At 52.7% G+C, this 17,641-nt stretch carries 11 protein-coding genes; 9 read left to right on the top strand and 2 right to left on the bottom strand.

What is annotated here, in order from left to right; all coding sequences use genetic code 11:
• The first annotated feature begins 173 nt into the window (after nt 1-173).
• From gpmI to SE18_RS05580, 3 genes are all read left to right on the top strand, one after another.
• Nucleotides 174-1,802 (top strand): 2,3-bisphosphoglycerate-independent phosphoglycerate mutase, encoded by a 1,629-nt coding sequence (gene gpmI / locus SE18_RS05590; protein ID WP_054533444.1) that lies wholly within the window; start codon nt 174-176, stop codon nt 1,800-1,802.
• Between the two features lie 200 nt (nt 1,803-2,002).
• Nucleotides 2,003-4,411: a peptidoglycan DD-metalloendopeptidase family protein gene (locus tag SE18_RS05585; RefSeq protein WP_054533443.1), complete on the top strand. Its 2,409-nt coding sequence runs from the start codon at nt 2,003-2,005 to the stop codon at nt 4,409-4,411.
• Between the two features lie 649 nt (nt 4,412-5,060).
• Nucleotides 5,061-6,512: an RICIN domain-containing protein gene (locus SE18_RS05580; protein WP_054533442.1), complete on the top strand. Its 1,452-nt coding sequence runs from the start codon at nt 5,061-5,063 to the stop codon at nt 6,510-6,512.
• 82 nt (nt 6,513-6,594) lie between these two features.
• On the opposite strand, the gene SE18_RS05575 is transcribed toward SE18_RS05580, so the two are convergent.
• Both SE18_RS05575 and SE18_RS05570 read right to left on the bottom strand, forming a co-directional pair.
• Nucleotides 6,595-7,767 carry a GNAT family N-acetyltransferase gene (locus SE18_RS05575; protein ID WP_054533441.1) on the bottom strand — a complete coding sequence of 391 codons (1,173 nt, stop codon included), beginning with the start codon at nt 7,765-7,767 and terminating at the stop codon, nt 6,595-6,597.
• Nucleotides 7,764-8,345 carry a GNAT family N-acetyltransferase gene (locus SE18_RS05570; RefSeq protein ID WP_054533440.1) on the bottom strand — a complete coding sequence of 194 codons (582 nt, stop codon included), beginning with the start codon at nt 8,343-8,345 and terminating at the stop codon, nt 7,764-7,766. Before SE18_RS05570 ends, SE18_RS05575 begins: the two co-directional genes overlap by 4 nt.
• Before the next feature lie 173 nt (nt 8,346-8,518).
• Here SE18_RS05570 and SE18_RS05565 point away from each other — a divergent pair, with 173 nt between their 5' ends.
• From SE18_RS05565 to SE18_RS05540, 6 genes are all read left to right on the top strand, one after another.
• Nucleotides 8,519-9,733, top strand: coding sequence for a DUF2330 domain-containing protein (locus tag SE18_RS05565; RefSeq protein WP_054533439.1), 1,215 nt, complete (start codon nt 8,519-8,521; stop codon nt 9,731-9,733).
• A gap of 129 nt (nt 9,734-9,862) precedes the next feature.
• On the top strand, nt 9,863-10,969 hold the full coding sequence (plsX, locus tag SE18_RS05560; protein ID WP_054533438.1) for a phosphate acyltransferase PlsX: 1,107 nt from the start codon (nt 9,863-9,865) through the stop codon (nt 10,967-10,969).
• Nucleotides 10,970-10,986: 17 nt separating this feature from the next.
• The gene (locus SE18_RS05555) at nt 10,987-12,231 is read left to right on the top strand and encodes a family 16 glycoside hydrolase (protein ID WP_054533437.1); all 1,245 of its coding nucleotides are present in this window, start codon (nt 10,987-10,989) and stop codon (nt 12,229-12,231) included.
• A gap of 50 nt (nt 12,232-12,281) precedes the next feature.
• The gene (locus SE18_RS05550; protein WP_054533436.1) at nt 12,282-13,058 is read left to right on the top strand and encodes an enoyl-CoA hydratase-related protein; all 777 of its coding nucleotides are present in this window, start codon (nt 12,282-12,284) and stop codon (nt 13,056-13,058) included.
• Nucleotides 13,059-13,083: 25 nt separating this feature from the next.
• Complete coding sequence (locus SE18_RS05545; protein ID WP_054533435.1) at nt 13,084-16,245, top strand: GAF domain-containing protein; 3,162 nt, start codon at nt 13,084-13,086, stop codon at nt 16,243-16,245.
• Nucleotides 16,246-16,333: 88 nt separating this feature from the next.
• A complete protein-coding gene (locus tag SE18_RS05540) occupies nt 16,334-17,584 on the top strand; it encodes a serine hydroxymethyltransferase (RefSeq protein WP_170206269.1) in 1,251 nt (416 codons plus the stop codon).
• Nucleotides 17,585-17,641 lie beyond the last annotated feature (57 nt).

Raw genomic sequence — 17,641 nt, 5'->3', positions numbered from 1 at the left:
CGAAGGGAATTAGGGTGAGGGGATATTAAAAAGCACTCAGTCCTCGATCCCCAACAACCGCCCCTAATTTTCCGTTTTTGGATGCCCATTGCAGGTGAAGCCTTTGCTACTTGCACTTTTTGGGCTTTTCTCGTTAAATAGAGCCAACATGTTAACGTTTACAAGGAGTCATCATGACAACACCGCGTCCTGTGTTGTTAGCCATAATGGATGGTTGGGGTTTGGCACCTGCTGGCCCTGGCAACGGCGTTAGTTTAGCCAATACTCCCAATGTTGATCATTGGATGGCAACCTGCCCAACAACCCAACTCCATGCTTCTGGCCTCGATGTGGGCTTGCCCGAAGGCCAAATTGGCAATAGCGAAGTCGGCCACCTGAATATCGGGGCTGGCTTGGTTGTCTATCAAGATTCGACTCGGATCAGCGAATCGATCAAAGCTGGTGAGTTTTTTGAAAATCCCGCTTTTCTCGAAGCGGTACAACTCGTCAAAGAACGTGGCACAAACATGCACTTAATTGGCCTGATTGGCCGTGGCGGCGTGCATGCCTACGATATTCATCTCGCAGCGTTGTTGCAACTGATGGCCCAGCAAGGGGTCAGCAACACCTACATTCACGCCTTTATGGATGGCCGCGATACCTTGCCGCAAAGTGGGCTTGGCTATATGCGTGAGTTGCAACAAACGATTGCCCAAATCGGCGTAGGCCAAGTGGCAAGCGTGATTGGCCGCTACTTTGCAATGGATCGCGATAAACGCTGGGAGCGGGTCGGCGCTGCCTATGCAGCCATGGTCGAGGGCGTTGGCCACTTCGCCAGCGATCCGATCAGTGCAATCGAGCAATCGTATCTGCGTGATGCGCGTGGCGATGAGTTTATTGAAGCAACCGTGATTACCGATGCCGCAGGCGTAGCCTTGCCACGAATCAGTGCTGGCGATGTGGTAATCTGTTTCAATTTCCGCGCCGATCGGGTGCGCCAAATCACGCGCGCGCTGATGCAGCCCGATGTCAACACCATGGTCCAAGAATGGTATGCCAACCAAGCTGAGCAAGGCTTGCAGCTGCCAACCAGCATTTGGCAACGGCCTGAGCAATTGGCAAATTTACATTATGTCACCATGACCCAGTATGATGCGACCTTCCCCTATGCAATTGCCTACCCGCCGCATTACATCACCGAGCCATTGGCCAAGGTAATTGCCGATGCAGGCAAGCGTCAATATCACAGCGCCGAAACCGAAAAATATCCCCACGTTACCTTCTTCTTGAATGGTCGCCGCGAGGAACCATTTGAGGGTGAAGATCGGGTGATGGCAGCTTCGCCCAAAGTGGCAACCTACGATCTTCAGCCAGAAATGAGCGCCGAAGAAGTGGCGGCTAAATTGTTCGATGCGGTCAATAGCCAAGTCTACGATTTCTTCGTGGTTAACTTTGCCAACCCCGATATGGTCGGCCATACAGGGGTGATTCCAGCAGTGATCAAGGCGTGTGAAACCGTCGATCGCTGTTTGGGCCAAGTCGTGCCAGCGGTGGTTGCCCAAGGCGGCGCAGCAATTTTAATCGCCGATCATGGCAATGCAGAGCAGATGATCGACCCCCAAACTGGTGGCCCGCACACCGCCCACACCACCAACCTTGTGCCATGTATTTTGGTCGCCGACCCAGCTAGTGGCCTAACTCGCGAGCACATTAGCCTGCGCACTGGGGGCCGTTTGGCCGATCTAGCCCCGACAATCATCGATTTGCTAGGCTTAGCCAAACCCGAAGCCATGACTGGCACCACCCTGATCGAACCCAAGTAACCCACGTATGTAGATCAAACAGTTCTCATTGAGGGAGATGCAGTGGCTGAAAATCCCTGCATTTTCCTCGCTTTGCCCGCTTGAAAAACCAAAATCGCGATAACAGGACCAATGTCTCAGCTAATGTTAATTGACGCTGCCTTGGTGGCGTGCTACCATACGGCTGGCAACTGATGTAGATGAGAGTTTTGGAATTGATTATGCAGCGTTCTTTGCTCCTTGGTTTATTAATATTAATGCTTGGCGGCGCAACGCTGCCCTTCGTGGTGCACGCCAGCCCGCAGCAACCCCAGCCCAATCAACAACCAACCCACGGCCTATCATCGCTTGATGGCGGGGTGCAAGGGTTTTTACAACGGCAACAAAGTAGCCTTGCCAATGTCACTATCGATGGTCAGCCAGCTGGCCAAATCATCGAGAGCATGGCGGCCTATTACAATATCGAGGCCCGTATTTTAGTGGCCTTGTTGGAAACCACCTCACAACTGATTAGCAACCCAAGCTTGCCCACCACTGCTACCAATCAGCCATTTTTGGCTGGGCCGCAGGGCTTTTTGAGCCAAATCGATTGGGCAGCGCGCGAGATTCGGGTTGGGCTTGGCCCCTACGATAGTGCAGTCATCCTGAATTTCAGCGATGGCAGCCAACAAAAACTCGATCCCAAGGATGATCCGCATGCGCTAACCGTCAAACGCTTCTTAGCATTTGAGCGCGATCAAGCTACCTGGCAACAGCTGGTAAACCGCTACAGCAAGGTATATCACGAATTATTTCAGAACGAGCCAGTTGTGGCCCCCAGCACGCCGCCAGTTAGCACGGGCTTTTTGAGCATTCCGTGGGAGCAGGGCGCGCGAATGGTCCATTCATCGCATTTTGATCATACCTATCCAATGGTCGATAGCGGTGGCGATGGCAACGATGTGATGATCAATTATCAAGGCAAAAGTGGGCTTTCCTACAATAGCCACGATGGCCACGATTATTACTTTCCCGATTTGCCCTATGGTACGCCGATTGTTGCCGCCGCTCCAGGCTGGGCCTATGCTCGTACCACGCGCGGCTTGGGCGTGCTAATTCAACATGCTGGCGCTACTGCTGGCTATGAAACGGTCTATTGGCATCTCGACGATTTTGCGCCAAGTTTCAAAAATTATATCGATGATTCCAAGCCAAAATGGGTTGAGCGTGGCGAATTGCTCGGCTGGAGCGGGGCAACTGGCTTTACTGATGGCGCGCCGCACTTGCACTTCGAAGTGCGTCACAACGGCAAGCAAGTTGATCCCTATGGCTGGTATGGCCCAGGTTCTGATCCATGCACCAATTATGTCAAATGTGAAGCCAGTGTTTGGCTTTGGAATGATAGTGTGCCTTGGAGCCGACCCGATGGCCCAGCGCCAACAGATACAACGCCGCCTAGTGCGCTGTTGACGATCAATCCTGATGCAGATTTGGCCTTGGTCGCCCAGTTTGAGAATAATCCATTGCCTTCGGTTGGCCCAATGGCCGCCAGCGATCAAATTAGCTATGCTAGTGGTAAATTTGGCCAAGCGGTCAAAGTTGGCGACGGATCGTTGACCTATCCGGCGAGTCCGACGCTCAAGCTTGAGCATGGCACGTTGGCGCTGTGGGTGAATGTGCCAGAAACGTGGCCAAGCTCCAGCACAGGCCGCCATTATCTGCTAGCCGCCTCACAAAACCCAGTTGATCCCGATAAGATCTATCGCAATACCTTGGCGTTGCGCCACGAGCAAACTGAGCAAGCCAAATGGACGTTCTGGACAGTCGATGCCAATGGCCAGGAGCATAGCCTGAGCGTGCCTGATCGCTTGAGCGCTGGCTGGCATCATTTTGCAATCAGCTGGAACCAAGCGACTGGCAATAAGCGCTTGTTGATCGATGGCATGTTGGTTAGTGAAGCAAGCAAAGTCGCGTTGCCAATTGAAGTGGGCGACGATCTCAATCTTGGGCGCTGGACAATTGGCGCAGGCATCAGCAATCTTGCACTCGACGAATTGTTGATTTACAAGCGCCAATTAGCTGCCGATGAAATCTATCGTTTGGCTATCAGCGAGCAAGCATTGGTTGCAAGCAGCGTCAGCACTGATCAGCGCGATTTGCAAATTCTTACTCCAGCACTGGATAATGGTGGCGGTGTCGTCAAAGCGCAGCTTGGGATCAACGGCATTTACGCCGCACCAATGACCTACTATCGCGCCTATCGCTGGACGTTGCCCAACACCGAGGGCAGCTATACGATTAGCGTGCGCTTGACCGATCGCATGGGCAATACCAGCACGCTCAGTCAAACAATTATGATTGATCATCCGCCGCAAGCAAGCGTCACTATTCGCAATCTGAATGCGTTAAGTGCAACCTTGGTGCTTTCGGCCACCGATGCCAACCAACCGTTGAGCATGGCCTTGAGCGCCTATCCCAACCCAACCCGCAAGCAATGGGAGCCATTCAATCCCGAGCGCGAATGGCAGTGGAACCCAATCACCGCGCGGCGGGTGTATGTCTGGTTCCGCGATGCGAATGGCAACGAGCGCGGCCCCATCGTAACCGGCCCCGACCTGTTTCGGGCCTATCTACCACGGGTTGAGCGATAAGGCCGTTTTGATCCACGAAGGACACGAAGCGCACGAAGGGCCGTAACCGCGAAGATCGCAAAGATCGCGAAGGCCCCTTTTTGGCCACGAATTACCCGAAGGCTGAGTTTTTTGCTACACATTCCCACAGATTATTTTAGATTACGTTTTCTATAGCCATTAGCCTGTTTTTGCCACAGATTATTTGTGATTCATTCTTAAAAAGATTTCTTCGCGGTTAAACCAGCTTTTTGCCTTTTGATTTTTGACTTCTGATTTTCATTCTCCGTTTTATACTCTTTCTTTCATCCTTCATCCTTGATTCTCTGGCCCCTGACCCCTATTTTTGCCTTCTGCCTTTACGCTGCCTCCTTGCCCCTAACCCCTGATCCCTCGGCTTCATCCTTCATCCCTCATCCTTCTGATTTTTGATTTCTGCCTTTTGATTTCATCCTTCATACTTTTCTCCGCCTTATGACTTATTCTAGTCATGTTATTAAGAAAATATTGACTTTTGGCCATGACTATGGCGTAATAGTTAGGAATCTTAATTTTATTGATTGGAATAAGTTTGCCAGCAAGGAGGCCACGCGTACGCAATGCACGATCTCAGCGGCGAGATTTCGACGATTAGGCAAACCCTTGTAGTTACAGTTCATGGAGGAATTGTATGAAGGCACCACGATTAATTTGGATTTTTGCGCTCCTCGTTCTTTTTGGTAGTTCTCTTCCAAGCACCCAAGCTCAAACCCGCAACGACCGAGAAGTCGAACCAGCTGAAGATACAGTTCCGGTCAACGACCCAGAACGTGGCATGATTTACGATGGCTTGACGCCAGCCAAAACTGGCCCGTGTGCTGGCTTGTACGAAGTCAAAGTTGGCGACGAAATCTTTTGTAGCCACGGCCCTGACCCAATCGCCAAAGGTAAAACGGTTAAGGACGAAACCTTGCCCTTAGACAAAGCAGCAATCAACCCCAAGATTGTGTGTAACGGCGATGGGCATGCTGGCAACCGCACCCAAGTGATGTATGTGCGCGCTTCTGACCGCCCTGACCGCTTCAACCAATTCGTTGGCTCGATTCGCCAATGGTCATCGGACATGGATCGAATTTATCAAACTAGTGCCCAAGAAACTGGTGGCTTCCGCGCCGTCAATTTCGTCACCAACAATTGTGAAATTTATGTGATGAATGTGGTCGTGCCAGCAGATGGCGACGATTCAATCGACAAAACCGCTAACGCCTTGAAGGCTCTTGGCCACAATCGCGCCGACCGCAAATATTTGACCTTCGTCGATAACAATATTTTGTGTGGCGTAGCCTTCTATATGCTCGATGATCGCCCAGACCAAAATAACGCCAACAACTTCGGCCCTGGCTTTGCGCGCGTGGATAACGGCTGCTGGAACGGCTCGACCGCTGCCCACGAACATATGCACACCATGGGCGCTGTGCAACGCTCAGCTCCCAACAGCACCGCCTACGGTCACTGTATCGACGATGAAGATATTATGTGCTACGTTGACGGCCCAGGCACGCCACCAATGCAAAATCGCTGTGGTGCAAGCCAATATGGCCGCTTCGACTGCAACCACGATGATTATTTCCACACCAACCCGCCAGCAGGCAGCTACTTGGCAACCAAATGGAACTCGGCCAATAATAAGTTCTTGCTCAAGCAAGCGCCAGGCACAACCTACTACCGGCTTCGCAACAAGGCTACCAACAAGTGTATCGACGTAGCCGAGGGCGGCAATCCAGCCAATGGCACGGTCATTTTGCAATGGGATTGTCACACGGGCTACAATCAACAATGGCAACTGATTAGCACCGACAACGGCTTTGTGCGCTTCGTCTCACGCGCTACAGGCAAAGTGATGGATGTAAGCGCCGCCTCGACCAACGATGGAGCCAAAATCCATCAATGGGAATGGGTCGGAGCCACCAACCAACAATGGCGCATCAACGACCTTGGCAATGGCTATGGCACAATTACTGCCCGCCATAGTGGCCTCGCCGTTGATATTCCATGGTGCGATACCGCCAGCGGCGTGCAATTGCAACAGGTCAATCCTACCAATAACGACTGTCAATCGTTCGCCTTTGAGCCAATGCAATAAGCCTAGCTCAGACCATAACAGCCCAAAGGCCACTGGAAATTCCAGTGGCCTTTGAGTTTTAGCGGTAAGCTCGCCGCACAGCCTAGAACATATCGCTCATCCACGGGCGTGAGCTAGCAAAAATTGCCGCCAAGAGATCTAATTGATCATCATCTGCTTGCAAACTGCCAGCCAAGCGCAAATCGTGCGGCGCAAGGTAGCCACTATACAGCGCCGCCAGATCACGGGCGTGCAGCGTTACCGCACCATTGCCACCCCGCTCCAGCGTGCCAACCCCATCGCGGATTTGCAAGATCCAACGGCCATGATTCCATTCCAAGCGTGGGTCAACCAAATCGAGGGCAATTTCGCAATGTAGCCAGCGCGCAAAGCCACGGCGTTGAATGGCAAGCGGCGCATTGATAATCCGCAACATCCAATCCAAATGCCAAGTTTGGTCAATGCCTTGCTCATGATAGCGAAACAGCAACGAATCCATCGGCGCGCCAGGCAAAACAACTTTGCTAACTAATGAACGATGACCAGCCCAAAAATCGAGCAAGGCATCTAAGGCTGGGCCTGTGGTTGCCACCCAATCGATCACTTTTACATCTTCGAATTGGCCAGCCTGCTCATAGACCACATAGCCAACCGCTTGGCCAGCCTGATCGCTCAGAATATAGCGCAAACGCTCGGCGCGGGGCGAAAGCATAATCCGCTCCCACATCAACGGCGAGCGTTCGAGCACCCCAGTTTGAGTTGCCGCCCACGAATCGTAAATCGCCGCAAATGGCGCATAATCGGTTTCAAGCACTTGGCGCAACGTTACGCCATGATCGCGCTTGGGCTTAATCAGCGCTGGATTTAATCCATATAAAATTCGGCTGCCAGCCCGCTCGTAGCCAAGCGTCCGATAAAATTGGGTCGTGGCGGGATACAAGGTTGAGATCGCCACATCTTGCGCATATTGCTCGCGCAACATCGCTTCCATCATCTTGCCGCCAACGTTGCGCCCGCGCCATTCGGGGCCAACCCCAACGGCGGTAATGCCTGCGGTTGGTTGAGCCTTGCCACCAAACCACTGGCCCATTGGCAAAATTCCCAAGCCTGCGGCGATTGCGCCATCGACTTTGAGTGCTCGATACAGGCCCACGCCCCGCTTTTGCATCCACTCGACCGACGCTTCACGGGCCATATTAAAATGTAAAGCTTGGCTCAATAACGGTGCTAAAGCCGCAATATCGTCCTCGACTGCCTGACCATACCAATAATTCACGCTAAGCCTCCTGTTGGCAACTGGCTCGACCAAGCGCCCAAGCGCTTGGCCATGAGAATATCGGGCTTGCCCAAACCATTGGCATCGGGAATCATACCAATGATGCTGAAGCCACAGCGTTGATAAAATTCAAATGGGTGACGACGGCGGTTTTGAATCGTGGCGAGGTGTTGCAGCGGGTTGGGATAGACATCGATGCCGCTGGCTGAGGTCAGAAAGGCTTCATCATCGGAACCTAACATTAAGGTCAGGCCACCACGGGCATGGCATTCAGCCTCTAAGGCTTGCACTAAGCCGCGGCCAATGCCATGGCCTTGATAATCGGGATGCACTGCCAAGGGGTGCAGCTCCCACACATTGCCATCGTAGCTTGATTGACCGCCAATCCAGCCCACCACGTTGCCTTCGATCAAAGCCATAAAGCCAACGCGTTCAGGCAACAGCGCCTCTTGCATTTCTTCGCGGGCATCGGCGAGCGTTGGCCACGCTTCTGGCCAATGCTCAGCAAACGCCAGGGTCAAAATCTCGGCAGCCTGGTCAAGCAAACGCTGATCAGCAACCAAGGCACGAATTTCCATGACACACTCCTTCTACAAGCCACCATTGAGCCACCGCCACAATCTGAAGCAGCAATCGCAATGGGCCAATATTAACAACAATGTCCATCACGAGGATCAGGCCTTGGAACGAATAACAGCATGCAACGCGGCGTGTTATGATTGAGTTTGCAAACATTTCAAGGAGGATTTCCATGCGCCGTTTAGCCACAGTGATTGCGCTGTGTAGCCTTTTAAGCATTACTTTGCCCTCAATTGCCGCCGCAAGTGGGGCCTTGATTCCTGCTGATGCGCCGATTAGCCAAACCGGCCTCAACGTGATTTTTGCCGTCGATGGCCAAGCCAACCAAACGACCGCCTACCTAAAACTCGATTATACTGGCACGCCTGCTGAATTTGCCTGGATTTTGCCAGTGCCGAGCATTCCAACGCTCGATGTAGTTGGCGCAAGCAGCTTTGTTGAACTGCACAGTCTGACCGATCCACGGGTGACATTCCCTGCGCCACCAGCCTGTTTTACCCCAACGCTTGGCACAATCCCAGCGCCTACGACCCAAACGCCAGCGGCCCCCCAAGGCCAAGTTGGCGCCTACGATTATAGTGTGCTCGAAGATCGCGACCCAGCAGCGCTTATGACGTGGCTCAAAGATAATGGCTACCAAGCTCCAGCAGGCTTGGAAACTGCACTCAAACCCTATACCGATGCAGGCATGCCATTGCTCGCGATCAAACTCAAACCAGATGCAGCAACCAACAGCATCCAGCCAATTGCCATTAGCTATGCGGGCACAACCCCAATGTTGCCATTCCAATTAGCAGCCTTGAGCAGCCAACCCAAAACTCCAATTACGGTGTGGGTTTTCGGCGAGGCGCAGGCAATTCCAACCAATACCGAGCGTTTTACCATGCGCGAAAACGATTTGGCACTCACGTCGCTGAATAACGAAAATAACTATAACGAACTGCGTAGCGGCGTCTTGGCTAGCGTTGCAGGTAAAGGCTTCTTAACCGAATTTGCCCAACCAAGCAAGTTTTTAAGTCCCCAAGATAGCTTGCTCAAAGAATTGACCAGTAAATATGCCTTCTTGACCCGTTTGTATAGCGAAGTCTCGCCCGAAGAGATGTTGTTTGATCCGACGTTTGGCTATAGCCCCGAACTACCACCGCTTTCGAACAACATTGATTTGACCTATCGCACCGAGCCATTCGATTGCGAAGATCAAGTCTTACACACCGTGCGACGCCAACAATACGATGCGGCCAAAGGCAATCGCTCATCGGAAGAAGAAGCCACTGCCAACTTGCGCCGTGGTGCATTGCGCATCGGCACGCTTTTGGTGATTGGCGTAACCTTGAGCATAATTTGGTTTTTGGCCCGCAAGCCCAACAAGCGCCGTCGAGCTGTCTAGAACTACGCCTATAGGCCGTAATTAGCATATTGCAGTTCAACCAAAAACCCATTAAGATACCAGTAGCAGTTTGACCTCATCACTCGATTATGCTCGATGAGGTCAACTGTTTTGTTTGGAGGATTATCTGTGCGTATTGTTTTGGATGCCAGCGGTGGCGACCACGCGCCGCAAGCAACAGTTGCTGGCGCAATCGCCGCAGCCCGCACATGGGGCGACCAAATTATTTTAGTTGGCGACGAGGCGGCAATTCGCGCCGAACTCGCGAAACACGATATTAGCAACCTTGATTTAGTAGTCGTTAATGCGCCCGAAATCATCGAAATGACCGAACATCCGGCGCAGGCGATTCGGCGCAAACGCAATTCGCCAGTTGCAGTTGGGCTACGTTTGGTGCGCGAGGGCGAGGCAGATGCCTTTGTTTCTGCGGGCCATAGTGGCGCAACCATGGCTGGAGCCTTGTTTATTCTCGGGCGCATTCGCGGCATCGAACGGCCATGTTTGGTGACCCATTTCCCAACCGTCAATGGCTATGCGCTGTTGCTCGATTCGGGCGCAACGACCGATTGCAAGCCTGAATATTTGGTCCAATTTGCCCAAATGGGCAATGTCTACGCCCAAAAGATTGCCAATATTCCCATGCCACGGATTGGGCTGTTGGCCAATGGCGAAGAATCAAATAAGGGTGATAAACTAGTACAAGATACCCATGGTCTGTTATTACAACGCCCCGACCTGAACTTTGTTGGCAACGTCGAGCCAAAAGATATGTTGATCAATGGCAGTGCTGATGTAGTTGTGGCCGATGGTTTTGTTGGCAATTTGGTGCTCAAATTTGGCGAAGGGGTGTTTAAAATGATCACCACCGCCGCCGCCAACAATATTAAAGCAACCTGGCGTCAAAACCTTGCGCTGGGCTTGCTACCAACCCTCGCGGCCTTGGCCCTGCCTGGCAAAGGCCGTTGGCGCGCCGTGATCGCTGGGTTAACTGGCTTGAGCTTGCCAGCCAGCCTTGCAGTTGCGCCACTTTTGGCCTTACGCAAACGGATGGACTATCGCAGTCATGGCGGCGCACCCTTGTTGGGAGTCAATGGCATTGCGATTATTGCTCATGGCAAATCCGATGCTTTAGCGATTCAAAACGCGATTGGGCAGGCGCGCAACGCAGTTGAACAACGGGTTGTTGCAACCATTAGCCATGCCCTCGAAACCGTTGAATTAGTACCCTCGGCCTAGCTTTGGAGGTAATCCCTATGGCGCTTCGTGAATGTCCTAATTGTCGAGCAAGTGTCGACGATATTAATCCATTTTGTTCTGAGTGTGGAACTAGGCTCAACGCTGCGCCAACTGCTGCCGAAGGCCCAACTCAGGCATTGCCCCGCTACGATGGTCAGGGTGGTAGTTATCCACCAGCAGCAGCAAATTATGATCAACCGGGGAGCTACCCGCCACCGCCGCAACCAAATTATGGTCAGCCAGGGAGCTACCCGCCACCAGCACAACCAAATTATGGCCAGCCTGGCAGCTATCCACCACCACCGCAAAATTATGGTGGCTATCAGCAACCCCAAAATTATGGCCAGCCTACTAGCTATCCGCCACCACCACCACAGCCCCAACAACCATATGGCAACCAACAGCAATACACGCCAGCCAACTATCAACAACCAAGCTATGGCGCTGGCTATCCAAATGCTGGGGCGCCAACCAAACGCAGTAGCAACACTGGGATGATTATTGGGATTGTCGTGGGGATTGTGCTCCTACTTGGCGCTGGCATAGCCTTCTTGATGAATGATAAAGAAGAAGATCCCAAGAAACAGATCGCGACCAATGCAACCAGCGTGGCCACGGCAACAACCCGCCCAACCCGAACTCCGGCCTCAACCGATGACCCAGAACCAACCACCGAGCCAGTTGTTGGCAGCGGCGTATTCTTAGAAGACGATTTTTCAAACACCGATCAGGCTTGGCCAGAGCAAGAAACTGCCAGCAAATCGGGCAAGTATGCCTACGTTGAAGGCGCCTATCAAATCCATGTGTATGTCAACGAACGGATCATCTGGACATCAACCAACGAAGTGTATAGCGATGTTGATGCAGAAATTGATGTTACGATGGTCAGCGGCGAGCCAACCAATGCAGCAGGCTTAGTGCTACGCGAACAAATTGAGGGCGATACTTCAGGCAGTTTGTATGTCTATCAAATCGATGGTCAAGGCAACTTTGCCTTCCGCCGCTTTGATAAAGCCATTGACGAATGGACGAACTTGATCGATTGGAAATATAGCTCGGTGGCCAATGAGGAAATTGGCGCAACTAATCGTTTGCGCGTCGTTGCGGTTGGCTCAAACTTCACCTTCTACTTGAATGGCGAAAAAGTTGGCGCCTACACCGACGAAACCTACGCCAGCGGAGCGATGGGCTTTGGCGCAAGTACCTTTGAAAAAGGCGATACCTTAACCCAATTTGATAATTTACGCATGGCTTATCCATAGGCCATTGCCAATCTGGCCCAACAACGAGGTTGGGACAGCCGGAGTATTTCGTGTCATATCAACTGATCAGTGTCAGCCAGCAAGCAGCAGTCACCACCGTCAGTCTCAATCGCCCAGCATTGCACAATGCCTTCAATCCCGAATTGATCGGCGAGTTGCGCCAAGCATTAACCGCCATCGCCGCCGACACCAGCGTGCGGGTGGTTATTTTGACTGGCACTGGGCCTTCGTTCTCTGCTGGCGGCGATTTAAGCTGGATGCAAGCAAGCGCCAGCTACACTGCCGAGCAAAATATTGCCGATGCTGAACATCTCGATGCCATGTTTGCGCTGCTCAATAGCATGCCGCAGCCAGTTATTGGCCGCATCAATGGCGCGGCGCTTGGTGGCGGCGCAGGCTTGGTGGCTTGCTGCGATCTCGCGGTGGCCGTCGAACAAGCTAAATTTGGCTTTACTGAGGTCAAGCTTGGCTTGATTCCAGCAGTAATTGCCCAATATGTCGTGCCCAAAATTGGGGTCAGCCAAAGCCGAGCGTTGTTTATTTCAGGCGAACGCTTTAGCGCCGAACGAGCCTTCGAAATTGGTCTCATTCACGCAATTACCAGCGAAGATGAGCTTGATCAAACGGTCGGCTTTTTGGTTGAACGCATGCTCAGTGGCGGCCCCCAAGCCATGGCCCAAGCCAAAAAATTAGTCCAAGCCATGTGGGAAATGGAGCGCAGCGCCGCCAAACGCTACGCCATCGAAGCCATTGCCCAAGCCCGCACCGGCCCCGAAGGTCAAGAAGGCCTCGCCGCATTTCTCAACAAGCGCAAACCCAAATGGTAAACCCTTCGATGAAAGGATAGCCGGTATGTACGATGGTGATAGCGCGGAATCAAGCATTTGGCACGAGCAGCTTGAGCTATTAAGCAAAACCACCCAAGAGCATTTTTGCCTTCACAATGCAGAATTATTGATTCGACGGATTAGCGCATTAATCAGCCACTACTTGCAAACGCCGCATGTCACCATCGCCCTGCTTCAAGACGATCAGCTTGTGCCAGTTGCTAGCGCGCTTGGCCCACTGGAAGATCCTAGTTATCACCAGCCGCCCCGCCTGCGCCACAATGCAGGCGCTGCTTGGTCGGCGCTCTGCCAGCAGCAACAAAGCATCATCACGCCTGCAAGCGCGCACAACCAGCGCTCCCAACTCAGCGTGCCAATGCTGCGCCACGAGCAACTGCTTGGCTTAATCGATATTCAAAGCGACCAGCCAGCCGCAAAACTGCGCTTGCTCCAACCAATTATCGAGATGATCGCCCAGCAATTGGCCTTGGCCTTGGGCACGCTGGCCACTCATCGCCAGCATTATCGCGAAGATCAATGCACCAAAATCATCGAAAAAATCAATTTGCATATTTTAAAGCACCTTGATGTGCTGGCCGAGCCATACCAAATTATTCGTTTAATTTGGCACTACTTGCCAATCCAAGGCGCAGCCCTCTATCTCTACGATGAGCAAGGGCTTGGTTTATTGACTCAGATCAATGCAGCCCATGTGCCAACCCAGCGTGGCATGCAAGCCCTCAGCAATGCTGAACAATTTGCCACCTCAAAGAGCCAGCATTTGGCCAAAACGTTGCTCACAGGTAGGTTTGGCATCGATATTCCTGTGCCTGGCAATCAGACGAATCTTGGTATGCTGCACCTGATTCCAGCCACGCCATTTGAGCCAAGCGATATCCAATTGCTGCACGAGTTTGGCGCGCGCTTAGGCTATATTCTGGAGCATAATCGGCTGTTTCGCTCGATGTATGTGGCCAACGAACGCAATGTGCTCTTTGCCCGCATCGTCAGCCATATTCGCCAAACCATCAATTTGCGCGAGGTGTTGCAGGATGTTTTGGCAACCCTTGGTTTAGGCCTGCGCGCCGATTTCTGCACCGTGGCCATGTATGAGCAGGAGCAACGCTTACGCTTTCATGGCACCTACACCACCTTGCTGCCGCCAGATCAGCGCACCGCGACTGAGGCCTTGTTGCATAGCGAAATGTTGCAAGCCTTCCAACAAAAGCGCTCGCTGACGATCGATGAATATCACGATAGCAATTATCCTGAATTGCGCGAGCGTTTGCTGGCCTTGAATATTCATGCCTTGGTTTGGGTGCCGTTGGTGGCTAATGGCCAGTGGTTGGGCTTTGTCTGCATCTATAAAGTGCAACGGCCCTTCCTCTGGACGCTTGATGATTTGCGTTTGATCAACGATGTGGCCGATCAATTGGCCTTGGCATTGCGCCAGATGCAGCTCTACGAGGCCGAACATCAACGCCGCCGCGAGCTTGAAGCCCTGCAAGAAATTATTCGCGCGATCAGCGGCGAACTCAATTTGCATGCCTTATGCGGCAATGTGGTCGAAAAGGTCATCGATGTGTTTAAAATTGCGGCGGCTGCGGTGCTGATGTGGCATAACGATGGCAGCGCAATGCAAGTCGTGGCCCACGCTGGTTTTTCCGAGCGCTACCTTGATTCGCTGGAAATGACCACTGATACGGTTAATTATTGGATTTCGCGCTTCAAGCCGCCAACGCCACTCTACATCAGCGATATTCGCCGCGTCTCGCTGATCGGCGGCGATCCAGCGAGCGCTGAAGGTCTATCATCGCTCTTCGCCCAGCCATTGATGGTTGACGGGCGGTTTAGTGGCTGGCTGCAAATGTATAGCCGTGGCAACGTGCGGGTTTGGAATCCAGAGGAAAGCCATTTGGCGGCCTCGATTGCCCAGCAAATTTCGCAAGCAATTCATACAGCGCGCCGCTATGAGCAAGAACATTTGCTGCGCACCGATGCAGAGCAATCGTATTATCAATTGCGTAGCGTGCTCGACGAGCTAGAAAACACCCGCGAAACCTTGATCAACTCGGAAAAATTGCGCGCCTTGGGGCAATTGGCCAGTGGCGTTGCCCACGATTTCAACAATCTGCTGGCCTCGATTCTTGGCAATGCCCAATTTTTGCTGATTGATGAAACCCACACCGAACGCCGCGACGCCTTGCAAGTGATCGAACGTGCTGCCAAAGATGGCGCGGTCACGGTGCGTCGAATTCAAGAGTTTGCGCGGGCCTCCGAAACGATCTACGATGATATTGTGGATTTGCGTGATGTGGTTAATATTGCGCTCGATTTTACCCGCCCTTCGTGGCGCGACAAAACCCAGCAGCGTGGCATCAAGCTCGATATTAGCACCCACTTGGCCGCCGCCCATGTGCAAGGCAGCGCCGCCGAATTGCGCGAAGTCTGCGTTAATTTGGTCGTCAATGCGATTGATGTTTTGCCCAAAGGCGGCACGATTACAATTAGCACGGGCACAACAGGCGAGTGGTCGTATTTCACCATTGCTGATAACGGCCCAGGCATCGCCCCAGAAGATCGGACGCGTATTTTCGAGCCATTTTTCTCGACCAAGCCAATTGGCGAAGGCACGGGCATGGGCTTGGCAGTTGCCTTAAGCATTGTCCAACGCCATCGCGGCAAATTATTAACCGAAGATGTCTACCCGCATGGCGCGCGCTTCGTGGTATTGCTGCCAATCCATCATGCACCGCAACCAAAGCCACGCCCAGTTGCGATTGTGCCCAAAACTGCTGCCCAACGAATTTTGGTGGTTGATGATGAGCCAGCAGTGCGCAACATTGTGGCCAAAGTGCTGCGCCACGATCATCACGAAGTAACCTTAGCTGGCTCTGGCGAAGAGGCTCTGCGCTGGATCGACGAACAAGCCTTCGACCTGATTATTTCCGATTTGGGCATGCCCGGGATGAATGGCTGGGATGTGCTAGAGCAAGCTCGCCAGCGCCGCCCCAATATCATCGCAATTTTAATTACTGGCTGGGGCTATCAACACGATGCTGATTATGCTGCTGCACGCGGCGTGGATAGCGTGCTTGGCAAGCCCTTTGAAATGCAAACCCTGCGCAGCACGGTTGCCGATTTGATTCAAGCCCGCAACACACAAAGCCCAAACCGTGTATCATAGGGATGGGTCACACAGCAGATCGTCGCATCACGCCCAGCCGGCTGCAAGGATGTTTTCCACGTAGACAAGGAGTGTACGCATGTCGTTAATGGATGAATTGCGCCAACAAGATCCTGAATTGGCGCAAGCTATCGACTCTGAAGCTGAACGTCAACGCCATGGGATTGAGCTAATCGCCTCTGAAAACTATGTCAGCAGTGCTGTATTGGCCGCCCAAGGCTCGGTGTTGACCAATAAATATGCCGAAGGTTATCCACGCAAACGCTACTACGGCGGCTGCGAGTTTGTTGATGTCGCCGAAGATTTGGCGATCAAACGAGCCAAGCAATTGTTTGGCGCTGAGCATGTCAATGTCCAGCCACACTCTGGCGCGCAAGCCAATATGGCGGTGCAACTGGCGACACTTGAGCATGGCGACCGAGTGCTGGGCATGAGTTTGGCCCATGGCGGCCACTTGACCCACGGCCATCCGCTCAACTTCTCAGGCAAATCATATGAGATTCACGGCTATGGCGTTGACCGCAAAACCGAACAGATCGATTATGAAGAAGTTGCCGAGATTGCCCACAAAACTCAGCCTAAGATGATTATCTGTGGCGCCAGCGCCTATCCACGCACAATCAATTTCGATTTGCTGCGCACAATTGCCGATAATGTTGGGGCAATTTTGATGGCCGATATTGCCCACATTGCTGGCTTGGTTGCTGCTGGCCTGCATCCATCACCTGTTGGGGTTGCTGATTATGTCACCACGACCACCCATAAAACCTTGCGTGGCCCTCGTGGCGGCATGATTATGTGCAGTGCAGAACAGGCCAAAAATATCGATAAAGTTGTGTTTCCTGGTGTGCAAGGCGGCCCATTGATGCACGTGATCGCTGCCAAAGCTGTTGCCTTTGGCGAAGCGTTGCAACCAGATTACCGCGATTATATGCGCCGGGTGGTGGAAAATGCCCAAGTGCTAGCCGAGGCCTTGACCAACGAAGGCCTGCGGATTGTCAGCGGCGGCACCGATAACCACCTGTTGTTGGTCGATTTGACTCCGGTGAATGCTACAGGCAAAGACGCTGAAAAAGCCCTTGACCATGCTGGCATTACGGTCAACAAAAACGCGATTCCATTTGATCCCAAGCCACCAATGACCGCCAGCGGTTTGCGCTTTGGCACGCCTGCTGCAACCACGCGGGGCTTTGGGCCAAATGAAATGCGCCAAATCGCCGTTTGGGTCGGCCAAATTGTGCGCGATTTGAGCAACAAAGAATTACAAGCCAAAGTTGCTGGCGAAGTTCGCGAATTATGCGCGGCCTTCCCGGTGCCAGGCCAACCAGAATACGCCTAAATTGGCCAATTAACCAGCTTAAACGAGGTAGTCGGGCCACGGCTGCCTCGTTTGGCG

This window comes from Herpetosiphon geysericola, from assembly GCF_001306135.1.
In the GTDB taxonomy this organism is placed as follows: domain Bacteria; phylum Chloroflexota; class Chloroflexia; order Chloroflexales; family Herpetosiphonaceae; genus Herpetosiphon; species Herpetosiphon geysericola.
The sequence above is the reverse complement of the archived record's forward strand: the minus strand, read 5'-3'. Positions and strand labels throughout refer to the sequence as shown.